Annotated in this window: 19 protein-coding genes and 3 tRNA genes; 9 read left to right on the top strand and 13 right to left on the bottom strand. The window is 71.1% G+C overall.

Annotated features, from left to right (window positions below; genetic code table 11):
* Nucleotides 1-124: 124 nt before the first annotated feature.
* The 13 genes from ACGF0D_RS41850 to dnaA form a co-directional block, all read right to left on the bottom strand.
* Nucleotides 125-197, bottom strand: a tRNA-Ala gene (locus ACGF0D_RS41850).
* Nucleotides 198-381: 184 nt separating this feature from the next.
* Nucleotides 382-510 (bottom strand): DLW-39 family protein, encoded by a 129-nt coding sequence (locus tag ACGF0D_RS41845; protein ID WP_014137031.1) that lies wholly within the window; start codon nt 508-510, stop codon nt 382-384.
* Between the two features lie 408 nt (nt 511-918).
* Nucleotides 919-992, bottom strand: a tRNA-Ile gene (locus ACGF0D_RS41840).
* Between the two features lie 110 nt (nt 993-1102).
* Nucleotides 1103-1179, bottom strand: a tRNA-Ile gene (locus tag ACGF0D_RS41835).
* Between the two features lie 16 nt (nt 1180-1195).
* Nucleotides 1196-2590 carry a class I SAM-dependent methyltransferase gene (locus ACGF0D_RS41830; RefSeq protein ID WP_392868697.1) on the bottom strand — a complete coding sequence of 465 codons (1395 nt, stop codon included), beginning with the start codon at nt 2588-2590 and terminating at the stop codon, nt 1196-1198.
* Between the two features lie 263 nt (nt 2591-2853).
* Nucleotides 2854-3540, bottom strand: a complete 687-nt coding sequence (locus tag ACGF0D_RS41825) for a DUF3566 domain-containing protein (RefSeq protein WP_392925501.1) — start codon at nt 3538-3540, stop codon at nt 2854-2856.
* Between the two features lie 225 nt (nt 3541-3765).
* Nucleotides 3766-6303 carry a DNA gyrase subunit A gene (gyrA, locus tag ACGF0D_RS41820; RefSeq protein ID WP_392868788.1) on the bottom strand — a complete coding sequence of 846 codons (2538 nt, stop codon included), beginning with the start codon at nt 6301-6303 and terminating at the stop codon, nt 3766-3768.
* A 131-nt stretch (nt 6304-6434) separates the two neighbouring features.
* On the bottom strand, nt 6435-8450 hold the full coding sequence (gene gyrB / locus ACGF0D_RS41815) for a DNA topoisomerase (ATP-hydrolyzing) subunit B (protein ID WP_392868694.1): 2016 nt from the start codon (nt 8448-8450) through the stop codon (nt 6435-6437).
* 269 nt (nt 8451-8719) lie between these two features.
* Nucleotides 8720-9289 (bottom strand): DUF721 domain-containing protein, encoded by a 570-nt coding sequence (locus ACGF0D_RS41810; RefSeq protein ID WP_392868693.1) that lies wholly within the window; start codon nt 9287-9289, stop codon nt 8720-8722.
* A gap of 162 nt (nt 9290-9451) precedes the next feature.
* Nucleotides 9452-10585, bottom strand: a complete 1134-nt coding sequence (gene recF, locus ACGF0D_RS41805; RefSeq protein WP_392868691.1) for a DNA replication/repair protein RecF — start codon at nt 10583-10585, stop codon at nt 9452-9454.
* 41 nt (nt 10586-10626) lie between these two features.
* The gene (gene gnd, locus ACGF0D_RS41800; RefSeq protein ID WP_392868689.1) at nt 10627-11502 is read right to left on the bottom strand and encodes a phosphogluconate dehydrogenase (NAD(+)-dependent, decarboxylating); all 876 of its coding nucleotides are present in this window, start codon (nt 11500-11502) and stop codon (nt 10627-10629) included.
* Nucleotides 11503-11673: 171 nt separating this feature from the next.
* Nucleotides 11674-12804, bottom strand: coding sequence for a DNA polymerase III subunit beta (dnaN, locus tag ACGF0D_RS41795; protein ID WP_392868688.1), 1131 nt, complete (start codon nt 12802-12804; stop codon nt 11674-11676).
* Between the two features lie 946 nt (nt 12805-13750).
* Entirely contained in the window at nt 13751-15586 is a 1836-nt protein-coding gene (gene dnaA / locus ACGF0D_RS41790; protein WP_392868686.1) for a chromosomal replication initiator protein DnaA, read from the bottom strand.
* Between the two features lie 354 nt (nt 15587-15940).
* Between dnaA and rpmH the strand changes: the two genes are divergently transcribed.
* From rpmH to ACGF0D_RS41745, 9 genes are all read left to right on the top strand, one after another.
* Nucleotides 15941-16078, top strand: a complete 138-nt coding sequence (rpmH, locus tag ACGF0D_RS41785) for a 50S ribosomal protein L34 (RefSeq protein WP_030059672.1) — start codon at nt 15941-15943, stop codon at nt 16076-16078.
* 18 nt (nt 16079-16096) lie between these two features.
* Complete coding sequence (rnpA, locus tag ACGF0D_RS41780) at nt 16097-16525, top strand: ribonuclease P protein component (RefSeq protein ID WP_392868684.1); 429 nt, start codon at nt 16097-16099, stop codon at nt 16523-16525.
* A complete protein-coding gene (gene yidD / locus ACGF0D_RS41775) occupies nt 16522-16893 on the top strand; it encodes a membrane protein insertion efficiency factor YidD (protein WP_392925499.1) in 372 nt (123 codons plus the stop codon). Before rnpA ends, yidD begins: the two co-directional genes overlap by 4 nt.
* Entirely contained in the window at nt 16890-18047 is a 1158-nt protein-coding gene (gene yidC, locus ACGF0D_RS41770) for a membrane protein insertase YidC (RefSeq protein ID WP_392925497.1), read from the top strand. The genes yidD and yidC overlap by 4 nt, the downstream gene beginning before the upstream one ends.
* Before the next feature lie 82 nt (nt 18048-18129).
* Nucleotides 18130-18660, top strand: a complete 531-nt coding sequence (locus tag ACGF0D_RS41765) for a protein jag (RefSeq protein ID WP_392925496.1) — start codon at nt 18130-18132, stop codon at nt 18658-18660.
* A gap of 159 nt (nt 18661-18819) precedes the next feature.
* The gene (rsmG, locus tag ACGF0D_RS41760; RefSeq protein WP_392868677.1) at nt 18820-19638 is read left to right on the top strand and encodes a 16S rRNA (guanine(527)-N(7))-methyltransferase RsmG; all 819 of its coding nucleotides are present in this window, start codon (nt 18820-18822) and stop codon (nt 19636-19638) included.
* Nucleotides 19639-19912: 274 nt separating this feature from the next.
* Nucleotides 19913-20857: a ParA family protein gene (locus ACGF0D_RS41755; protein ID WP_392868786.1), complete on the top strand. Its 945-nt coding sequence runs from the start codon at nt 19913-19915 to the stop codon at nt 20855-20857.
* Entirely contained in the window at nt 20854-21873 is a 1020-nt protein-coding gene (locus ACGF0D_RS41750; protein WP_392868675.1) for a ParB/RepB/Spo0J family partition protein, read from the top strand. Before ACGF0D_RS41755 ends, ACGF0D_RS41750 begins: the two co-directional genes overlap by 4 nt.
* 132 nt (nt 21874-22005) lie before the next feature.
* Nucleotides 22006-22623, top strand: coding sequence for a GNAT family N-acetyltransferase (locus ACGF0D_RS41745; protein ID WP_392868673.1), 618 nt, complete (start codon nt 22006-22008; stop codon nt 22621-22623).
* Nucleotides 22624-22782 lie beyond the last annotated feature (159 nt).

The following is a 22782-nucleotide window of genomic DNA, read 5'->3' as shown; positions in this document are numbered from 1 at the left end:
GCCCCCCGCCGCCCCCCCCGCGGCCCCCCCGCCCCCCCCGCCCCGGCCCGCCCCCCCCCCCCCCCCCCGCGCCCCCCCCCCCCCCCCCCCGCCCCCCCCCCCGATCGGCTATCGCTGTGAACTGTGGAGCATAGGAGACTCGAACTCCTGACATCTGCCTTGCAAAGGCAGCGCTCTACCAACTGAGCTAATGCCCCTCGACGGCACCGCGCGTGCCAACGGGCACTAGCGTACCGGGTTCCGGCGCGATTCCCAGCGCCGTCCCCCGGGAACCGTGCCGTTCCCTGGGGTCGGCCGGTCCGGTTCTTCGACCGGGCCGGCCGGCCCGGGAGGCGCTGAGGGGCGCCTCCGGAATTCGTCGATCGTCAGATCGCCGGTTGCTCAGCGACCGGCCGGGACCGGGTCGGTGGCCTCGGTCCACAGGTCCTGCTCGGCGCGGTCCGCCTGGACCTGACGGTAGACAAAGAAGCCGCCGAGGGCGACCAGGGCGACCAGGAGAAGCTTCTTCACCGCGGGACCTCGTCCTTCTTGCGTTGGTGGACTCAAGAGCCGGATCCGGCCGGACTGACCGGGCCGACGAGTCCAGTTGTGTTTCGAGCGCAAACGGGGCGGCCGGGTGCCAGACTGCCCTTGCGGCCGATGATACACACCGGTGTCCCAATCGTGACCAGCCACCGGCACGGCCAACCCGGCGGTCCGGTCCCAGGATTGACGCCGCACCTCCTGCCGGGCGGTCCGACCGGCCCCGGAGCGGCCCGGCGCCCCAGGTCAGGTCCGTCCCGCCGCCGGGTCCGCGGGGCTCTCCGGCGCGACCGCCACCGCCACCGCCACGGCCGTGCCGTTCGCCGGATTCACCCCGGCCCGCGGCGGAAAACGCCGAAGGGCCCGGAGTGGATCACTCCGGGCCCTTCGGGGAGGTGGGCCTAACAGGACTTGAACCTGTGGCCTCTTCCTTATCAGGGAAGCGCTCTAACCGTCTGAGCTATAGGCCCTCGCCGAACAGAGATCGTACCGGATTCCGGCCGACCCGTCGCTCCGCCCGATCTCGACAGGATCGGGAAGATCGAAGGGCCCGGAGTGGATCACTCCGGGCCCTTCGCGGTGGTGGGCCTAACAGGACTTGAACCTGTGGCCTCTTCCTTATCAGGGAAGCGCTCTAACCGTCTGAGCTATAGGCCCTTGCCGCACTGAAAGATTAGCGGACCGACGGCCGTTCTCCCAAATCCGGGTCGGCCGGGGCCGCGGCGGCACCCCCCGCGACCAGCTGCGGCACGCCGGCGGAGGGGCGCAGCAGCCACTCCTCGCGGGTCGGCGGCAGGCCCGCCGAGCCCTCCTCGGTGCTGCGGACGGCGAGCACCTGGTTGATCCCGATCCGGTTCTGCTCGAAGGCGAGCGCGGAGGCCGCCATGTAGAGCCGCCAGACCCGGGCCCGGCCGCGGCCGACCAGCCCGACCGCCTCCGTCCAGTGCGCCTCCAGGTTGGCCACCCATTCGCGCAGGGTCAGCGCGTAGTGCTCGCGCAGCGACTCGACGTCCCGGACCTCGAAGCCGGCCTCCTCCAGCCGGGCCACGGTGGAACCGACGGGGGAGAGCTCGCCGTCGGGGAAGACGTAGCGGTTGATGAAGGGGCTGGTGCGGTGCGGCTCACCGGGGAGGTCGGGGCGGCGGGCGATCTGGTGGTTGAGCAGCCGGCCGCCGGGCGCCAGCAGCCGGTACAGGCCCTCGGCGTAGACCCGGTACTGCTCGGAGCCGACGTGCTCGGCCATCCCGACGCTGGAGATCGCGTCGAAGGGCCCGTCGGCGATCTCCCGGTAGTCCTGGAGCCGGACCTCGACCCGGTCGGACAGCCCGGCCTCCTCGACCCGGGCGCGGGCCAGCGCGACCTGTTCCCGGGAGATGGAGACTCCGACCGCGGTGACCCCGTAGTGCTTCGCCGCGTGCAGCAGCAGCGAGCCCCAGCCGCAGCCGACGTCCAGCAGGCGCATCCCGGGGCGCAGGCCGAGCTTGCGGCAGATCAGGTCGAGCTTGGCCTCCTGGGCGGCCTCCAGGCTCTTCGCCTCGGGCGTCCAGTAGGCGCACGAGTAGACCATCGAGGAGCCCAGCACGATCCGGTAGAAGTCGTTGCCGACGTCGTAGTGGTGGCTGATGGCCGCGCGGTCCCGGCTGCGGCTGTGCAGCCGTCCCTGGGCCTTGCGGACCTCCTCGCGAGGCGGCTCGGGCTCCGGGCCGACCGCCCCGGCCCGCAGCGCGGCGACGAGCACCCGGCGACCCCTGGCGCCGACCACGTCGCGCGGCCCGAGGACCAGGGTGCGGATCTCCGGACGCTCGGCGAAGCGGGCGACGGCGGAGAGCGTCTCGTACAGGTCGGTGCCGGGGGCGAGTTCGAGATCCCCCGCGACGTAGGCGCGAGCCAGGCCTAGCTCGTCCGGCTGCCAGATCAGCCGGCGCAGCGCCCGGCGGTTGCGCAGGACCACGGTGGGCGCGCCCGGCGGCCCCGCGACGCTGCCGTCCCAGACCTGGACCCGCAGTGGTACCGGGACCCCCAACAGCCCTTCCAGGGCCTCGACCAGTTGACCTGCGAGCTTCGCCACCGCGCGCCTCCGTCCAGTCGTCCTTCGGAACCTCAGCTGACCCGGTCGTGCGGACCGGGGGGGGGCGGCCTGCGGCACTCCCAGGCGCGGGACGGGTGGCAGCAGCTAATCCCACCGCGGCCGCCCGGTTTCCGGGCGGCGCGCCGCGGGCGGCCGGCTGTCACCCGAAATGCCGACGGGCCCCACCGGCAGCAACAGCCGGTGGGGCCCGTACATTCCGTCCTCGGACGGGAAACTGAGCGAACGTCAGGTTTCGGCCAGGATCAGTCCTCTTCGGCCAGGGTGAGCTCGACGCCGCCGGTGAAGCCGGCCGCCGCGTTGTAGATGAACGCGGAGAGCGTGGACAGGGCGGTCAGCAGGACGACGTCGACCACGGAGATCAGCGTGGTGAAGGTCATCACCTTGCCGAAGCCGACGTAGTCCATCAGGTTGAGGCCGCCGTTGCTGTCCGAGCCGGTGACGTCCTTGAGGGTCTTGGTCAGCGAGTCGAAGACGCCGAGCGAGTCCAGCGTCATCCACAGCACGGCCGAGGCCACGATGAGGATGATGCCGACGGCCAGCGACAGCAGGAAGCTGACCTTCATCACGGACCACGGGTCGACCTTGGTCACCCGCAGCCGGGCCTTGCGGGTCCGGCCGAGACCGGGGCCGCCCACCGCGGTGGCGGGGGCGGGGGCGGGGGCGGGCCGACGCGCCGCTCCGCCGGCGGGGGCGCCGCCCACCGGGGTTCCGCCGGCCGGGGTGTTGCCCCCGGTCCGGGTGCCCCGGGGCGGGGTCGGCTGCCCCTTGGCGTACGTGGTCGGCTGCGAGAAGCCGCCCGAGCCGGGGGCCGGGCTGCTCGACGACGTGGGCGTCTGCCCGCCGTAGGTCGCACCGCTCTGGCCCGCTCCGCCGACCGGTGGCATCAGCGAGGTGGACGCGGCCGGGTGCTCGTTCGGCGGCTGCGGCACACCGTACGAACCTCCGCCCTGCGCGCCCGGACGGCCGCCGGAGGTTCCTCCCGCAGCACCCGTGGCTCCACTCACCTGGTCCTCCCGCACTTCCACCAGGACGGCGGCGCCGCCCTGCTTCGTCACTCGTCATCCAGCGCCCGGCGGGATTGCCCGGAACTGGTCGGCGTCCGGTGCCGCCGCGTCCATCCATTCGGACGCGGCGGCACCGGTCTGCGGTTCGGATCAGGCCTCGACGTCTCCGCCGACCACCGTCTCCGCACCCTCGGCCGTGTCGGTGGACTCGGTACCCGCCACCTCGTCCTCCGCCGTCTCCTCGTCCTCGGCCTCCGCGTTGCGGGCCATGCCCACGACCGCGTCGCGCTTTCCGAGGTTGATCAGTTGGACGCCCATGGTGTCACGTCCGGTTTCACGAACCTCGGAAACCCTCGTACGGATCACCCCGCCCGAGAGGGTGATCGCCATGATCTCGTCGGATTCGTCGACCACGAGCGCGCCGACCAGCGAGCCCCGGCCCTCGACGATCTTCGCCGCCTTGGTGCCGTAGCCGCCGCGCCCCTGGACACGGTACTCGTCCACACCGGTGCGCTTGGCGTACCCGCCGTCGGTGGCCGTGAAGACGTAGGTACCCGGTCGGACGACGTTCATCGAGAGCAGCTCGTCGTCCTCGCGGAAGGCCATGCCCTTGACGCCGGAGGTGGCGCGGCCGGTGGGGCGCAGGGCGTCGTCGGTCGCGGTGAAGCGGATCGACTGGGCCTTCTTGGAGACCAGCAGCAGGTCGTCCTCGGCGGAGACCAGCTCGGCGCCGATCAGCTCGTCGTCCCGGCCCTCCTCGTCCTGGCGCAGGTTGATCGCGATCAGGCCACCGGAGCGCGGGGAGTCGTAGTCCTTGAGCGGGGACTTCTTCACCAGGCCGGCCCGGGTGGCGAGGACCAGGTACGGCTTGTCCTCGTAGGTGCGGACGGCCATCACCTGGGCGATGTGCTCCTCCGGCTGGAAGGCCAGCAGGTTGGCGACGTGCTGGCCGCGGGCGTCGCGCCCGGCGTCCGGCAGCTCGTAGCCCTTGGCCCGGTAGACGCGGCCCTTGTTGGTGAAGAACAGGATCCAGTTGTGGGTCGTCGTCACGAAGAAGTGGTCGACGATGTCGTCCTGCTTCAGCTGGGCACCGCGCACGCCCTTGCCGCCGCGCTTCTGCGAGCGGTAGAGGTCGGAGCGGGTCCGCTTGACGTAGCCGCCACGGGTGATGGTGACGACGATGTCCTCCTCGGCGATGAGGTCCTCGATGGAGAGGTCGCCGTCGGAGGGGATGAGGGTGGAGCGCCGCTCGTCGCCGTACTTCTCGACGATCGCGGCGAGCTCCTCGGAGATGATCTCCCGCTGGCGGGTCGGCGAGGCCAGGATCGCGTTGTACTCGTCGATCTTGCGCTGGAGCTCGTCGTGCTCGTCCATGATCCGCTGGCTCTCCAGCGCGGCCAGGCGACGCAGCTGCATCTCCAGGATCGCGTTGGCCTGGAGCTCGTCGATGTCGAGCAGGCCCATCAGACCGGTGCGGGCGGCGTCGGCGCTGGCCGAGGCCCGGATCAGCGCGATGACCTCGTCGATCAGGTCCAGGGCCTTGAGCAGGGCGCGCAGGATGTGGGCGCGCTCCTCGGCCTTGCGCAGGCGGAAGGTGGTGCGCCGGACGATGACCTCGACCTGGTGGTTGACCCAGTGCCGGATGAAGGCGTCCAGCGACAGGGTGCGCGGCACGCCGTCGACCAGGGCCAGCATGTTGGCGCCGAAGTTGGTCTGCAGCTCGGTGTGCTTGTACAGGTTGTTCAGCACGACCTTGGCCACGGCGTCGCGCTTGAGCACGACCACCAGGCGGGTGCCGGTGCGCGACGAGGACTCGTCGCGGACGTCGGCGATGCCGGCGATCTTGCCGTCCTTCACCAGGTCGGCGATCTTGAGCGCGAGGTTGTCCGGGTTGACCTGGTACGGCAGCTCGGTGATCACCAGGCACTGGCGGCCCTGGATCTCCTCGACCTCGACCACGGCGCGCATGGTGACCGAGCCGCGGCCGGTGCGGTAGTAGTCGTCGATCCCGCGGCGGCCGACGATCAGCGCGCCGGTGGGGAAGTCCGGGCCCTTGATCCGCTCGACCAGGGCGTCCAGCAGCTCCTCGGCGGAGGCCTCCGGGTTCTCCAGGTACCAGAGCGCGCCGGAGGCGACCTCGCGCAGGTTGTGCGGCGGGATGTTGGTGGCCATGCCGACCGCGATGCCGGTGGCACCGTTGACCAGCAGGTTGGGGATGCGGGCCGGGAGAACGGTCGGCTCCTGCGAGCGGCCGTCGTAGTTCGGCGCGAAGTCGACGGTGTCCTCGTCGATGTCGCGCATCATCTCCATGGCCAGCGGCATCAGCTTGCACTCGGTGTAGCGCATGGCCGCGGCCGGGTCGTTGCCCGGGGAGCCGAAGTTGCCGTTGCCGTCCACCAGCGGCATCCGCAGCGACCACGGCTGGGCCAGGCGGACCACGGTGTCGTAGATCGAGGTGTCACCGTGCGGGTGGTAGTTGCCCATGACGTCGCCGACGACGCGGGCGCACTTGTAGTAGCCCTTCTCGGGCCGGTACCCGCCGTCGTACATCGCGTAGAGCACGCGGCGGTGCACCGGCTTGAGGCCGTCGCGGACCTCGGGCAGCGCCCGGCTGACGATCACGCTCATCGCGTAGTCGAGGTACGAGCGCTGCATCTCGGTCTCGAGCTCGACCGGCTCGATCCGCATCGTCGCCTGGGCGGTGGGCTCGGCGGCTTCGGGGGTCTCGGGCTGGTCGCCTTCGGGACGGTTGTCGTCGACCACTGGTGGTCAGTTTCCTTTCACGCGGACTGGTACGTGCGGGGCCTGGGGTGCAGGCGTCACACGTCCAGGAAGCGGACGTCCTTGGCGTTGCGCTGGATGAAGGAGCGGCGGGCCTCGACGTCCTCGCCCATCAGCACGGAGAACAGCTCGTCGGCGCGGGCGGCGTCCTCCAGGGTGACCTGGAGCAGCAGGCGGTGCTCGGCGTCCATGGTGGTGACCCGGAGCTCCTCGGCGTTCATCTCGCCGAGACCCTTGAAGCGCTGGATCGCGTCGTCCTTGGGCAGCCGGCGCCCGGCCTCCACCCCGGCGGCGACCACGGCGTCGCGCTCGCGGTCGGAGTAGGCGTACTCGAAGTCGTCCTTGCCCCACTTGATCTTGTACAGCGGGGGCATGGCGAGGTAGACGTACCCGGACTCGACCAGCGGCCGCATGAAGCGGAACAGCAGGGTGAGCAGCAGGGTGCGGATGTGCTGTCCGTCGACATCGGCGTCGGCCATCAGGACGATCTTGTGGTACCGCAGCTTGGACTCGTCGTAGTCCTCCTGGATGCCGCAGCCGAAGGCCGAGATGAGGGCCTGGACCTCGGTGTTCTGGAGGACCTTGTCGATCCGGGCCTTCTCGACGTTCAGGATCTTGCCGCGGATCGGCAGGATGGCCTGGGTGCGCGGGTCGCGGCCCTGCTTGGCCGAGCCGCCCGCGGAGTCACCCTCGACGATGAAGATCTCGCACTCGGACGGGTCCTTGGACTGGCAGTCGGAGAGCTTGCCCGGCAGCGAGGCGGACTCCAGCAGGCCCTTGCGGCGGGTGAGGTCGCGGGCCTTGCGGGCGGCGACGCGCGCGGTGGCGGCCTGGATGGACTTGCGGATGATGTCCGCGGCCTCGTTGGGGTTGCGGTCCAGCCAGTCGTTGAGCTGCTCGTGGACGACCTTCTGGACGAAGGTCTTGGCCTCGGTGTTGCCGAGCTTGTCCTTGGTCTGGCCCTCGAACTGCGGCTCGCCGAGCTTGACCGAGATGATCGCGGTCAGGCCCTCGCGGATGTCCTCGCCGGAGAGGTTGTCGTCCTTCTCCCGGAGCAGCTTCTTGTCCCGCGCGTAGCGGTTGACCAGGCCGGTCAGCGCGGCGCGGAAGCCCTCCTCGTGGGTGCCGCCGCCGTGGGTGTGGATGGTGTTGGCGAAGCTGTAGACCCCCTCGGTGTAGGAGGAGTTCCACTGCATCGCGACCTCCACCGAGATCGCCTTGTCCTTGTCCTCCGCCTCGAAGTCGATCACCGAGGGGTGGATGACCTCGCCCTTGCGGGAGTTGAGGTGGGCGACGAAGTCGGCGATGCCGCCGTCGTACTTGTACGTGACGGAGAGCGGCTTGCCCTCCTCGTCCACGTGCTCGGGGCGCTCGTCGGTCAGCGAGATGGACAGGCCCTTGTTGAGGAAGGCCATCTCCTGGAAGCGGCGGGAGAGCGTCTCGAAGGAGTAGACGGTGGTCTCGAAGATGTCGCCGTCGGCCCAGAAGGTCACCGTGGTGCCGGTGCGGTCGGTCTCCGCGCCCTTGACCAGGGCGGCGGTCGGCGCGCCCATCTTGTAGTCCTGGGTCCAGATGTGGCCGTCCTTGTGGATCTCCACGGAGAGCCGGGTGGACAGCGCGTTCACCACCGAGACGCCGACACCGTGCAGACCGCCGGAGACGGCATAGCCGCCACCGCCGAACTTGCCGCCCGCGTGCAGGACGGTGAGCACGACCTCGACGGCGGGCTTGTCCTGGCCGGGGACGATGTCCACGGGGATGCCGCGGCCGTTGTCGACGACGCGGATCGCGCCGTCGGCCATGATCGTGACGTCGATGGTGTCGGCGTACCCGGCCATCGCCTCGTCGACGGAGTTGTCCACGACCTCCTGCACCAGGTGGTGCAGGCCGCGCTCGCCCGTCGAACCGATGTACATGCCGGGGCGCTTGCGGACGGCGTCGAGGCCTTCCAGCACCTGGATGTTGCTACCGGTGTAGGAAGACTGGTCGGACTGGTCTGGGGTCTGGCTGGGGTTGCCGGAATCGGCCACGAAGCGCCCTCTCTGGCACAGCACGGGCCGCATGCCCACCCCGTGCGGGCGGGCGTGCGACCACAGCGTTTCGACTCGGTTGCCACTAGCAACAGTGTTTGGCTCTCAGTCTACCGGTACGACTGACAGAGATGGGCGTTTGGCAGCCCTTGAGGGCAGATATGCCGCCCTGAATCCCCTCTGCACATGTCCCGATACTCGACCGGGGGGCCCAGGGCGCCTGGCAGGGCTGTCAGGGGTTCCGGAAGATCGCCATCCGTTCCGGGGCCCCAGGCGGCCGTCCGACTTCCCGGTCAGCCCCAGGTGTCGCCCGGCCCCTTGCTCCCCGGCGCCCGCAGCCGGCCGTAACCGCGGACGGGCGCCGCCGGGCCGAGCACCTTGATGGTCCTGACCGTCCCGTGCCCCAGCTCGTGGTTCAGGCGGGCCACCAACTGCCGTGCCAGCCAGCGCAGTTGGGTGGCCCAGGCGGTGGAGTCGCACTGCACGGTGAGCACCGCGGCGGCCTCGTCGTAGGAGGAGGGGTGGCAGTGCGCGGCGATGTCCGGGCCCACGATCTGCGGCCAGCGGCCCATCACCCCGCCGACGGCGGCCGAGGACTCCCAGCCGCGCTCGGTCAGCAGCCGGTTGAGCGCCGCGCCGAGCGGGACCGGGTCACGGCCGTCCGAGCGGGCGCCGCTGCGCAGGCCGTGCCGCTTCGCCTCGCGCTTCTCCCGGACCTGGTCGCCGCGCTGGCGGGCCTGGGCACGGGCCGCCCGCAGCGCTGAGCGGGCGAGGTCGGCACCGGTCGGCGCGGGGGCGCCGGACTCGGCGGCACCGGGCTCAGGGGCACCGGGCCTGGGGGAGCGCTCCGCCGGCTCGCTCACGGCGATCTCCTTTCCCCAGCCTGTGGACAACGGTCGCGGTCGCGCGCCATTGAGCCGTCCAGCCTACGGGAGCGGCCGGGCCCGGCGGGCCGGGGCCGGGGTGCACCGAGGTGCGGTGACGGTGGTGTGGTGGTGTGGGTGCGGTGCCGGAGGGGGGCGCGGTCAGGCGTCGATCCGGCGCACCGCGCCGTCGGAGACCGCGAACCGGGCGCCGGCCAGCGCCTTGGGCACGTCCTCGGCGACCGCCGCGGTCACCAGTACCTGCTCGCCGTCGGCCACCAGCTCGGCCAGCCGGTCCCGGCGGGCGGCGTCCAGCTCGGCGAACACGTCGTCCAGGATCAGCACCGGCTCGCCGCCGTCGGCGCGCAGCAGCTCGTACGAGGCCAGCCGCAGCGCCAGCGCGAAGGACCAGGACTCGCCGTGGCTGGCGTAGCCCTTGGCGGGCAGCGGGCCGAGCTTGAGCACCAGCTCGTCGCGGTGCGGGCCGACCAGGGTCACCCCGCGCTCGACCTCCTGCTTGCGAACCGCCCGCAGCGCGTCCAGCAGCTGCTCCTCGGCCTGCTCGCGGCTGCTCGGCAGCTCGCCCTCGAAGGAGCTGCGGTACTCCAGGGCGGTCTCGCCGCCGCCGGGGGCAAGCTGCCCGTACGCGGCCGCCACCAGTGGCTGCAGGGCGGCCACCAGCTGGATTCGGAAGGCCGTCAACTCGGCTCCGGCACGGGCCAGATGGCCGTCCCAGACCTCCAGGGTGGACAGGTCGGCGCCCTTGCCGCCGCCGGCCCGGCGGGCCATCGCGGCGGTCTTCAACAGGGCGTTGCGCTGCTTGAGCACCCGCTCGTAGTCCTGCCGGACCCCGGCCAGCCGGGGGGCCCGGGCGGTCAGCAGCTCGTCCAGGAAGCGCCGCCGCTCCCCCGGGTCGCCCTTGACCAGGCTGAGGTCCTCGGGGGCGAACAGCACGGTGCGCAGCAGGCCCAGCACGTCCCGCGGGCGAACGTTGTCGGAGCGGTTGATCCGGGCCCGGTTGGCCTTGCCCGGGGTGAGCTCCAGCTCGATCAGGGTGGAGCGGCCGCGGTCCACGACCGAGGTGCGGACCACCGCGCGTTCCGCGCCCAGCCGGATCAGCGGGGCATCGGTGGCGACCCGGTGGCTGCCCAGGGTGGCGACGTAGCCGATCGCCTCGACCAGGTTGGTCTTGCCCTGGCCGTTGGGCCCGACGAAGGCGGTCACGCCCGGGTCGAGGGGAACCTCGGCCCGGGCGTACGACCGGAAGTCGGCGAGCGACAGATGCGCGACGTGCATGGCTGTGGACTGCGCCCGCCTTCTTGGGGAGGACCTGCTGGTTACTTGGACTCGACCGCGTGGCCGCCGAACTGGTTGCGCAGCGCGGCGATCATCTTCATCTGCGGCGAGTCCTCCTGGCGGGAGGCGAAGCGGGCGAACAGCGAGGCGGTGATCGCCGGCAGCGGCACGGCGTGGTCGATCGCGGCCTCGACGGTCCAGCGGCCCTCGCCGGAGTCGGCGGCCCAGCCGCGCAGCTTGTCGAGGTGCTCGTCCTCGTCCAGGGCGCGGACGGCCAGGTCCAGCAGCCAGGAGCGGATGACGGTGCCCTCCTGCCAGCTGCGGAAGATCTCGCGCACGTCGGTGACCTCGGGGGCAGCCTCCAGCAGCTCCCAGCCCTCGGCGAAGGCCTGCATCATCGCGTACTCGATGCCGTTGTGGACCATCTTGGCGAAGTGGCCGGCGCCCACCGCGCCCGCGTGCACCGAGCCGAAGTCGCCCTCGGGCTTCAGGGCGTCGAAGACCGGCTGGACCTTGGCGACGTGCTCGGCGTCGCCGCCGTACATCAGCGCGTAGCCGTTCTCCAGGCCCCAGACGCCGCCGGAGACGCCGCAGTCCACGAAGCCGATGCCCTTGGCGGCCAGCGCCTCGGCGTGCTTGACGTCGTCGGTCCAGCGGGAGTTGCCGCCGTCGACCACCACGTCGCCGGGGGAGAGCAGCTCGGCGAGCTCGTCGACGGTCGCCTGGGTGGCGGCGCCCGCCGGGACCATGACCCAGACCACGCGCGGGCCCTGGAGCTTGGTGACGAGCTCCTGGAGGCTCTCGACGTCGGAGATGTCCGGGTTGCGGTCGTAGCCGATGACGGTGTGGCCGGCGCGGCGGATCCGCTCGCGCATGTTGCCGCCCATCTTGCCGAGACCGATGAGGCCGAGCTCCATGACCAAGTCCTTACCTGTGGTGACGTGCCTGCCGGCGGCGCCGTTGCCGCACTCCTTGAGCCTACGCGCTGGAGCGGACCCGGCCGTCTGCGGTCGGGCCGGGCGGGGGAGACGTCCACAGGCTGTGCACAGCGGGTGTGCACAGCCTGTGGACGGTCGGACGTGGCGGGATCAGCCGGAGAGGCGGACCGGCATGATCAGGTACTGGTAGGCCTTGTCCTCCTCGGCGTCCACCGAGACCTTGCCGCTGAGCAGCGCGGGCTTGGTCGGGGTGGTGAAGCTGAGCTGGGCGAAGGGGGAGTCGATGGCCTTGAGGCCCTCCTCCAGGTAGCCCGGGTTGAAGGCGATCGAGATGGCGTCGCCCTCCAGGGAGGCCTCGATCCGCTCGGTGGCCTGGGCGTCGTCGCCCGAGCCGGCCTCCAGCGTCAGCACGCCCTCCTCGAAGTTCAGGCGGACCGGGGTGTTGCGCTCGGCGACCAGCGAGACGCGCTTGAGCGCCTCCAGGAAGGGCTGGGTCTGGATCGCGGCGACCGCGTTGAACTCGGTCGGGAACAGGCTGCGGAACTTGGGGAACTCGCCCTCCAGCAGCCGGGTGGTGGTCCGGCGGCCGGCGCCCTCGAAACCGATCAGGCCCTCGCCCGCGCCGCCCGAGGAGAGCGCGATGGAGACGTTGTCGCCGCTGCCCAGGGACTTGGCGATGTCCTGGAGCGTCTTCGCCGGGACCAGCGCGACGGCGGAGATGTCCGACTGCTCGGGCTTCCACAGCAGCTCGCGGACGGCGAAGCGGTATCGGTCGGTGGCGGCCAGGGTGATCCGGTCGCCCTCGATCTCGACCCGGACACCGGTGAGCACCGGGAGGGTGTCGTCCCGGCCGGCGGCGACCGCGGCCTGGCTGACGGCGGAGGCGAACACGTCGCCGGAGACGGTGCCGGTGGCGGTCGGCATCTGGGGGAGCGCGGGGTACTCGTCCACCGGGAGGGTGGGGAGGGTGAAGCGGGAGCTGCCGCAGACCACGCTGACCCGCTGGCCGTCGGTGGAGATCTCCACCGGGCGGTTGGGGAGGTTGCGGGAGATGTCGTTCAGCAGCCGGCCGGAGACCAGGACGGTGCCGGCCTCCTCGACGTCCGCCTCCAGCTCGACCCGGGCCGACACCTCGTAGTCGAAGCCGGACAGCGCCAGGCTGCCCTCCTGCGCGGTCAGCAGCAGGCCGGCCAGCACCGGCACCGGCGGCCGTGCCGGGAGGCTGCGGGCAGCCCAGGCCACCGCCTCCGCGAGGACGTCGCGCTCCACCCGGAACTTCACCGGTAACCGCCTCCTGGATCGAGCGCTCCCGCTCGCACTCTGGTTCGTCTGATCTTGATCGTCGGTTCGGCTGTCCGCCGAGCTCGGTCACTCCGCTTCCAGTCGCAAGGACAGTCTGACGTACTCCGCCGACAGACGGGGCAGACGGGCGGAAGCTTCCCGAACGGTTGTCGGAGGCCGGTTGTCCACAGATTCGGGGCCCACCCACTTTGAAAGCAAGTCCGGGGTCTAAATGTGTAGTGGTAGTAGTAGGGCCTGTGGAAACCGTGGATAACCCCGTTTCCGCAGGTCAGAGCCCGAATTTTGTCCACAGTGACTGTGGACGGCGGCTGTGGACGGGCAGGCCGCGCTGTGGACAGCCGAGCGTTACCCACAGGCCACGCTCGGTATCCACAGGTTATCCCCAGGGCTGTCCCCAGATCCGGGCCCGGTTATCCACGGGCGCCGGTCAACTTTTCGTGACGCCTTTCACACCAGGGTATGAACGCCAGTCCACGGTTGTCGAACTGTGGACGCCACTGTGGACAACCTGGGGATAACCGACCCGACCCTGGGGACAACCGGTGGATAACCCGGACGGCCCACTGGCGGGCGGTCAACTGTCCACATCCTGTGGATAACCGTTGTGCACAAGTCCACAGGCACCTGACCTGCGCGGAAGAGCGTAGCGGTGACGGGCCTGTGGACGAATTCTGGATAACTCCGCACCCTCCACCCTGTGGACGGTGGAGAAGGGGCCGGTCCTGTGGACAACGGCCTTGCGCGCCCTCGGTTTTCGAATCACCGGTCAGTTGTTCGGCGCGGGCTGTGGACTGGCGGATCGTCCGTCGACCGCATCCCTGCCCAGTCGGGGCGCGGCGCACACCTGTGGACGCGCGAAAGGGGCGTCAGGATTCGCTCCTGACGCCCCGGGGGCCCGTCTCGTGGCGGTGCTGTGCCGTGCCGGCTAGCTCTTGATGCGGTTGGTGAGTTCGGTGACCTGGTTGTAGATCGAGCGCCGCTCGGCCATCAGCGAGCGGATCTTGCGGTCCGCGTGCATCACCGTGGTGTGGTCGCGGCCGCCGAACTGCGCGCCGATCTTCGGCAGCGAGAGGTCGGTGAGCTCGCGGCAGAGGTACATCGCGATCTGCCGGGCCGTCACCAGCACCCGGCTGCGCGAGGATCCGCAGAGGTCGTCCACGCTCAGGCCGAAGTACGCGGCCGTCTGCTGCATGATGACCTGTGCGGTGATCTCCGGTCCCGCGTCCTCGTCCCCGCCCGGGATCAGGTCCTTGAGGACGATCCCGGCCAGCTCCAGGTCCACCGGGGCCCGGTTGAGGTTGGCGAAGGCCGTCACCCGGATCAGCGCGCCCTCGAGCTCCCGGATGTTCCGGGTGATCCGGGACGCGATGAACTCCAACACGTCGGCGGGAGCGTTGAGTTGTTCCTGGATCGCCTTCTTGCGCAGGATCGCGATCCGGGTCTCCAGCTCCGGCGGGGTGACGTCGGTGATCAGACCCCACTCGAAGCGGTTGCGCAGCCGGTCCTCCAGCGTGGTCAGCAGCTTGGGCGGCCGGTCCGAGGAGAGGACGATCTGCTTGTTCGCGTTGTGCAGGGTGTTGAAGGTGTGGAAGAACTCCTCCTGCGTGGACTCCTTGCTCGCGAGGAACTGGACGTCGTCCACGAGCAGGATGTCCATGTCCCGGTAGCGGCGGCGGAAGGTGTCCGCCTTGCCGTCCCGGATCGAGTTGATGAACTCGTTGGTGAACTCCTCCGAGGACACGTAGCGCACCCGGGTGCCCGGGAAGAGGCTGCGCGAGTAGTGCCCGATGGCGTGCAGCAGGTGGGTCTTGCCCAGCCCGGACTCGCCGTAGATGAAGAGCGGGTTGTACGCCTTGGCCGGGGCCTCGGCGACGGCCACCGCCGCCGCGTGCGCGAAGCGGTTGCTGGCGCCGATGACGAAGGTGTCGAACAGGTACTTGGGGTTCAGCCGGGCGGCCGGCTCGTCCTTGCGGGAGCCGCCGGCCGGGGGAGCGCCGGGCGGGGCGGGCACGCCGGGGACGCCGGGCCGCTCGGCGGAGCGCTCCGGGGCGGACTTCTCCGCCGGGCGTCCGCCGGTGGGGCGGGAGCCGCCGGCCCGGCGTCCTGCGCCGGTGCGCGGCTGCTCGTTCGGGCCGGGGCCGTAGGCGCCGCCGAAGAGGTCGCCCTGGGTGGTCGCGGGCGGGCCGGGGACGGGCCGCGGCGGCCGGGGCGCGTGCTCCTCCGGGTCGCGGTAGGCCGGCGGCTGCTCCTGGTAGCCCTGCCAGCCCGGTCCGCCGCCGGGGCCGCCGTACGGGGCCTGGCGCTGCTCGTAGCCGCCGGTGTCGTAGCGGGGGCGCTCGTAGTCCTGCTCGTACGGCTGCGCCTGCTCGTAGGGCTGGCCGTGCTCGTACGGCTGCTGGTAGCCCTGGCCGCCGTAGTCGGAGTCGTCCTCCTCGGCCGGGCCGGGGTAGGGCTCGGCGGGGGCCTGGGGGGCGGGCGCGGGGGTGGTGGGCACCGCGTTGGCGTCGACCATCACGGCGATCCGGACCGGGCGGCTGAGCTCGCGACTGAGGGCCTCGGTCAGCTGCGGCAGCAGCCGGCCCTCCAGCACCTGCTTGGCCCGCTCGTTCGGGGTCGCCAGCAGGGCGGTGTCGTGCATCATCCACATCGGCTGGGTGCGCTGCACCCACTGCTTGTCCATCTCCGCGACATCGGGGTCGCTGACCAGCCGCTCGACGACCCTGGCCCAGACCGGGACGAGGTCGCTGTTGACATCAGCCACTGGTGCACGCTTTCCAAGAACAAACCAGACAAGTTCTGCAACGGTAGTCAGCGAACAGGGCAGGATCAAGTCGTTGTCCACAGGCTGTGGGTAAGACGGGTCGGGAGCGGCTGGTTTGACCCTCGTGCCCCGTCCCGCGTACCGTAACCAGGTCGAGTTGTCGATGGCCGCTGCCGCATGTCCGCGGGTCCGCCCGCTCCATAAGGCGCGCAGCACGGGCGCCGTGGATTGCCTCAGACCCCAGCCGAACTGGGGCGATGGGCCGGATTTCCGAAATCAGGGGAGATCACGCGGACGCACGGTGACGGCCAAGCGACTCCCCGTCATCCTACGATTCACCTCAGGAGCCCCCGAGTGAGCAAGCGCACCTTCCAGCCGAACAACCGTCGTCGCGCGAAGACCCACGGCTTCCGGCTGCGTATGCGTACCCGCGCCGGCCGCGCCATCCTGGCCGCCCGCCGTGGCAAGGGCCGCGCCAGCCTGTCCGCCTGATCCGCGCCAGAGTCTGTTGTGCTGCCCTCCGAGAATCGGCTGCGGCGGCGCCAGGACTTCGCGACCGCGGTGAAACGCGGTCGCCGGGCCGGCCGGCCCCTTCTGGTCGTCCATCTCAGCAGAGAGGGTGACCCGCAGGGGCAGACCGACCGGACCAGCGACTCCCGCCCGCACGTCGCCGAGGGGACTCCTTCGGCGCGTGCGGGTTTCGTCGTGAGCAAGGCCGTCGGCCCGGCGGTTGTCCGCAACCTGGTCAAGCGCCGGTTGCGCCACCTCGTTCGTGATCGTCTCTTCAGGCTGCCCGCCGGTAGCCTGATAGTGGTGCGTGCGCTGCCCCAGGCCGCGACCGCCTCGTACCAGGACCTCGAACGTGACCTGGACGCGGCACTGAAGCGGTTGCTGAGGACGGAGCCCGCCGCCACGGCGCCGACGGGAGCAGGTCGATGAAGTACCTGCTGATGGGTCTGATCAGGGTCTACCAGTGGACCATCAGCCCACTGCTCGGTCCGGTCTGCCGCTATTACCCCTCCTGCTCGCACTACGGCTACGAGGCCGTGAAGGTGCACGGGGCGGTCAAGGGCGGCGGGCTGACCGCGTGGCGAATCCTGCGCTGCAATCCGTGGACGCCCGGCGGGGTCGATCACGTCCCGCCGCGCAAGCATCCGGTGTGGTACCGGCGGTTGCGAGACTGGTTGAACAGCCGGTCCGCCACCGGAGACCCGGTGACCACCACCCCCGCCGGTCCGGACCCCGAGGGCCCGGCGACCATTGGCCCCGTGCGGCCAATCCACCTGTCCAAGGAGCCTGACCGGTGACCTTCTCCTTCCTGAATCCCCTGTACACAGCGGTGTCCTGGATCATCGTCCAGTTCCACTCGCTGTACAGCCACATCTTCAATCCGGACGGTGGCTGGGCCTGGGGCCTCGCCATCGCCTCGATGGTGGTCGTCATCCGGATCTGCCTGATCCCGCTCTTCGTGAAGCAGATCAAGGCGACCCGGGCCATGCAGGCGATCCAGCCGAAGATGAAGGCCATCCAGGAGCGCTACAAGAACGACCGGCAGCGCCAGTCCGAAGAGATGATGAAGCTGTACAAGGAGGCGGGTACCAACCCGTTCTCCAGCTGCCTTCCCATCATCGTCCAGGCGCCGTTCTTCACCGCCCTCTACGGTGTGCTCGCCAAGGTCGCCAAGGGCCAGGACATCGGCGTCATCCACGGTGACCTGCTGGTGAGCGCCGGCAAGGCGCACATCTTCGGTGCCCCGCTCTCCGCGACCTTCGTCAGCAGCCCCGAGACCAACGTCAAGATCGTCACCGCCGTGATGATCATCCTGATGTCGCTGTCGCAGTTCATCACCCAGCGCCAGCTGATGACGAAGAACGTCGACCTCACGGTGAAGACGCCGTTCATGCAGCAGCAGAAGATGCTGATGTACGTCTTCCCGATCATGTTCGCCGTGATGGGCATCAACTTCCCCGTCGGTGTCCTGGTCTACTGGCTGACCACCAACGTCTGGTCGATGGGCCAGCAGCTGGTCGTCATCCACAACAACCCGACCCCGGGCAGCAAGGCCTTCCAGGAGCGCCAGGAGCGCCTGAAGAAGGCCGGCCGACTGCGTTCGGACGGTACGGAGATCAAGGGCGCGCTCTGGGGCATGCTGCCCCCGTCCAAGGCGGCCGTCAGCGAGGCGGCCAGCGCCGCCGCGGTGGTCGAGGAGGCGGCGCAGGTGCGCCGCCAGCAGCCCCGTCGGCAGAGCAAGTCCCAGCGCCAGCAGGGCGGTGCCGGACAGCCGACCGTCGAGCTGGACAAGGACACCCCGGCCGAGGAGCCGGCCGACTCCGCCCCCGCCGAGCCCGAGGGCAAGCCGGCGGCCGCCAAGCAGGCCGCGGCCAAGCCCGCCGGCACCAAGCAGGGCACCCGGCAGCAGCCGAAGCGCGGTGGCGGCCAGCGGCCGAAGAAGAAGTCCTGACCGGTCCCGAGCCCGTTGTGACAGCCGCGAAGAGCTTCGTCCCCGGCCCGACAGACGGGCCCATCTCCGAAGGAGTCCATCAGTGACGGAAGGCACCACCTCCGCCGTCGAGGCCGAGGCCGCCGCCAGCGCCGACGAGAGCCTCATCTCCCGCCTGGAGCAGGAGGGCGACATCGCGGCGGACTACCTGGAGGGTCTGCTCGACATCGCCGATCTCGACGGTGACATCGACATGGACGTCGAGGGCGACCGCGCCCTGGTCTCCATCGTCAGTGACGGCAACGACCGCGCGCTGCAGCGCCTGGTCGGCCAGGACGGCGAGGTGCTGGAGGCTCTCCAGGAGCTGACCCGGTTGGCTGTCCACCGGGAGACCGGCGAGCGCAGCCGCCTCATGCTGGACATTGCCGGCTTCCGGGCCCGCAAGCGCGAGGAGCTGGCGGCGCTCGGCGCCAAGGCCGCCGAGCAGGCCAAGGGCACCGGCGAGCAGGTCAAGCTGCGGCCGATGACGCCCTTCGAGCGCAAGGTCGTCCACGACGCGGTCGCCGCGGCGGGCCTGCGCAGCGAGTCCGAGGGCGAAGAGCCCCAGCGGTGCGTGGTCGTGCTGCCGGTCTGAGGCCGACAGGTCGACGACCGACCGCCACGGCGGCCGGAGAGCTTCACCGGACGCGACCCCGTCCGCCTCGTGCGGGCGGGGTCGTCGTCCCTTCTGGGATGTTTCACGTGAAACAGTGCGTTGAGCGGGTCGGTGGATCCGGGGATCGGAGAGGTCGAGATGGACACGGAGAACGCGGCCGCCGGCCGGCCGGGGGCGGACGTGGACCCGGCCGCTGAGGGGCGGGCCACCGAGGCGGAGCAACTGACCGAGGCGCCGGCCGTCGCCCGGGAGGTCTTCGGGGAGCGCTACGACGCCGCAGTCCGCTACACCGAGCTGCTGGCCACGGCGGGTGTGCAGCGCGGGCTGATCGGGCCCCGTGAGGTGCCCCGGCTCTGGGACCGCCACGTGCTGAACTGCGCGGTGCTGGCCGAGCTGCTGCCTTCCGGCATCACGCTGTGCGACGTCGGCTCCGGGGCCGGTCTACCGGGCATCCCGGTGGCGCTGGCCCGTCCGGACGTCTCGGTGACGCTGCTGGAGCCGCTGCTGCGCCGGACCACCTTCCTGGAGGAGGTCGTCCGGGAGCTGGGGCTGGACAACGTCACGGTGCTGCGCGGCCGCGCCGAGGAGATGGTCGGCAAGCTCGCGGTGGACGTGGTGACCGCCCGGGCGGTGGCGCCGCTGGACCGGCTGGCCGGCTGGGGCATGCCGCTGCTGCGCCCGCACGGGCAGATGCTGGCGCTCAAGGGTGACAGCGCGGAGCAGGAGCTGGCCGAGTCGCGGGCCGGGCTCGCCAAGCTGGGCGCGGTGGAGTCGAGCGTCATCGCGGTCGGCGAGGGCACCCTGGAGACCTCCACCCGGGTGATCCAGGTGAAGGCGGGGGAGAGCCCCGGCGGGGTGAAGGCGGCCACTCGGCGCGCCAAGGCGGCCCGGGCGGGCCGCAACGCGAGCGTCCGCAACGGTGAGCGCGGCCGGGGCGGGCGGCGCCGCGGCCGCTGATCCGGGGTGACTCCGGACACGTGACGACGACGGGCGGACGGGCCTCCTGAACGGGAGGAGCGTCCGCCCGTCGTCGTTCAGGTGACGGCCCGGCCGCCGCCGGAACACCGGAGTGTCGCAACGTCAGAATTCCGGCATAGCGGGCATGGTGTTTCACGTGAAACGTCGCTCCTTGCTCTCGGGCATCCTCCGCCGTGACCGGGCGGCGACTGTTGCCGCTCCGGTTTCACGTGAAACACTGACCCCCATGCAGGACTCGGAGACCGTCGACCAGATCGATGACACGCCCATCGCACGGGCTGCCCAGGCTGCGGTTCAGGCGATCGGCCGAGCGGGTGCGGGACTGCCCCGGCCCGCCGCCACCCGGGTGATCGTGGTCGCCAACCAGAAGGGTGGGGTGGGCAAGACCACCACCACCGTGAACATGGCCGCCTCGCTCGCCATGCACGGCCTACGCGTCCTGGTCGTCGACCTCGACCCGCAGGGCAACGCCTCCACGGCGCTCGGCATCGACCACCACGCCGAGGTGCCGTCCGTCTACGACGTCCTGGTGGAGGGCAAGCCGCTGGCCGACGTGGTGCAGCCGGTGCGCGACGTCGAGGGGCTGTTCTGCGTCCCCGCCACCATCGACCTGGCCGGCGCCGAGATCGAGCTGGTCTCCCTGGTGGCCCGGGAGAGCCGGCTCCAGCGCGCCATCGCCGCCTACGAGCAGCCGCTCGACTACATCCTGATCGACTGTCCGCCCTCGCTGGGCCTGCTGACGGTCAACGCCCTGGTCGCCGGCCAGGAGGTGATGATCCCGATCCAGTGCGAGTACTACGCGTTGGAGGGCCTCGGCCAGCTGCTGCGCAACGTCGAGCTGGTGCGCGCGCACCTCAACCCCGCACTGCACGTGTCGACCATCCTGCTCACCATGTACGACGCCCGGACCAGGCTGGCCGCCCAGGTCGCCGAGGAGGTCCGGACCCACTTCCCGCAAGAGGTGCTGAGCACGGCGATCCCGCGCTCGGTGCGCATCTCGGAGGCGCCCAGCTACGGGCAGACGGTGCTCACCTACGATCCGGGCTCGACCGGGGCGCTCTCCTACCTGGAGTCCGCCCGCGAGCTCGCGCTGCGTGCGGTGGGCCGGGGCGGCTCGCTGGTGGGTCAGCAGCGGGACGGCCAGCCGAGGCACGGAGCCCCGGTGGCACAGCACGGCACGACGGAGGGTCATCAGTGAGTGCTCGCAAGGTTGGTCTGGGTCGAGGGCTGGAGGCGTTGATCCGCCCCGCCGCGCCGGTGGACGGCGGGGCGGCAGTCGCACCCGCACCGGCCCCGGTGCGGCCGCTGCCGGGCGGCCGCGGCACGGTGGCGGCCCGGGTGGCCGCGGAGAAGCAGGCCGAGCAGGTGCAGCCGGCCGGTGCCTACTTCGCCGAGCTGCCGCTGGACGCGATCACCCCCAACCCCCGCCAGCCGCGTGAGGTCTTCGACGAGGACAAGCTGGCCGAGCTGGTCACCTCCATCAAGGAGGTCGGCCTGCTCCAGCCGATCGTGGTGCGCCAGGTCGGTGCCGACGGCTTCGAGCTGATCATGGGCGAGCGCCGCTGGCGCGCCTCCCGGGAGGCCGGGCTGGAGCGGATCCCGGCGATCGTCCGGGCCACCGAGGACGACAAGCTGCTGCTGGACGCCCTCCTGGAGAACCTGCACCGGGCCGAGCTGAACCCGCTGGAGGAGGCGGCCGCCTACGACCAGCTGCTGCGGGACTTCTCCTGCACCCACGAGGAGCTGGCCGACCGGATCGGCCGCTCGCGCGAGCACGTCACCAACACCCTGCGGCTGATGAAGCTCACGCCGTCCGTCCAGCGCCGGCTGGTGGCCGGAACGCTGATGGCCGGGCACGCCCGGGCGCTGCTCGGTGTGCCGGACTCCGAGGAGCAGGAGCGGCTGGCCAAGCGGATCATCGCGGAGGGTCTCACGGTGCGCAACATCGAGGAGATCGTCAAGGTGATGAAGCTGGAGCAGAAGCCGAAGCGCCAGGCGCCGAAGGCGGGCAAGCTGAACTCCCCGGCGTTCAACGACCTGGCGAGCCGGCTGTCGGACCGCTTCGACACCCGGGTCAAGGTCGAGGTGTCGCAGCGCGGCGGCAAGCTGGGCAAGGGCAAGGTGGTGCTGGAGTTCGGCTCGGTGGAGGACCTGAACCGGATCCTGGACAGCATGGCCCCCGGCGAGGACGGTCTGCGGCTGTCGCAGGGCTGAGCCGGACCGGCCGGCCGAGGGCAACGACCCGATGGGTGTGTGTTCCACGTGAGCGCTGTTTCACGTGAAACATGCACCCATCGGCGTTCGTGGGGGAATGCTCGACCGTGAGAGGGAGGAGGAGGTGGGGCCATGGGACGGCGGATCGCTCCGCTGACGCTGGACAACCTCGGGGACCTGCCGACCGGCTGCCGCTCCTGCGTGTTCTGGGAGCTGGACCCGGTCAGCGCGAGGGAGGCGGTGGAGGCGGGCAAGCCGGAGCTGGAGAAGGAGGGGTGGATCTCCACGGTGCTGCTGGAGTGGGGATCCTGCGGCCGGATCGTCTACGTGGACGACCAGCCGGCGGGGTTCGTGCTGTACGCGCCACCCGCCTACGTCCCCCGCTCGCAGTCCTTCCCGACCAGTCCGGTCTCGCCGGACGCCGTTCAGCTGATGGTCAGCCGGGTGCTGCCGGGCTACCAGCGCCAGGGGCTCGGCCGGGTGCTGGTGCAGACCGTGGCCAAGGACCTGATCGGGCGCGGGGTGCGGGCGATCGAGGCCTTCGGCTCGGCCGGGCGGGTGCCGACCAGCTGCGTGCTGCCGGCCGACCACCTGCTCGCGGTCGGCTTCAAGACCGTCCGCCCGCACCCGCGCTACCCGCGGCTGCGGCTGGAGGCGCGGACGACGCTCTCCTGGCGGGGGGACGTGGAGGGGGCGCTGGAGCGGCTGCTCGGCGGCGGGCGCAAGGAGCCGGCACTGCGGCCGTTCTGAAACCCGTCCGGCGGGTCCCGACAGAACGACGGCGGCGGGGGGGCCCCCCCCGGGGGGGCCCCCCCCCCCGGGGGGGGGCCCCCCCGCGGCCAGAATGTAACAGGCCCGCCCGCGCCCCGCCCGGGGCCCGGGCGGGGGCCCCCGGGTGGGTTTAACCGC

Origin of the sequence: Kitasatospora sp. NPDC048298, assembly GCF_043201465.1 — a bacterium.
GTDB lineage: Bacteria > Actinomycetota > Actinomycetes > Streptomycetales > Streptomycetaceae > Kitasatospora.
The sequence above is the reverse complement of the archived record's forward strand: the minus strand, read 5'-3'. Positions and strand labels throughout refer to the sequence as shown.

Coding starts and splice junctions, on each gene's coding strand:
- gnd (WP_392868689.1), bottom strand. CDS start 11,502: ATGGAGCTCGGCCTCATCGGTCTCGGCAAGATGGGCGGCAACATGCGC.
- yidD (WP_392925499.1), top strand. CDS start 16,522: ATGAAGTACCTGCTGATGGGTCTGATCAGGGTCTACCAGTGGACCATC.
- gyrA (WP_392868788.1), bottom strand. CDS start 6,303: ATGCGGATCGAGCCGGTCGAGCTCGAGACCGAGATGCAGCGCTCGTAC.
- rsmG (WP_392868677.1), top strand. CDS start 18,820: ATGGACACGGAGAACGCGGCCGCCGGCCGGCCGGGGGCGGACGTGGAC.
- recF (WP_392868691.1), bottom strand. CDS start 10,585: ATGCACGTCGCGCATCTGTCGCTCGCCGACTTCCGGTCGTACGCCCGG.
- ACGF0D_RS41745 (WP_392868673.1), top strand. CDS start 22,006: ATGGGACGGCGGATCGCTCCGCTGACGCTGGACAACCTCGGGGACCTG.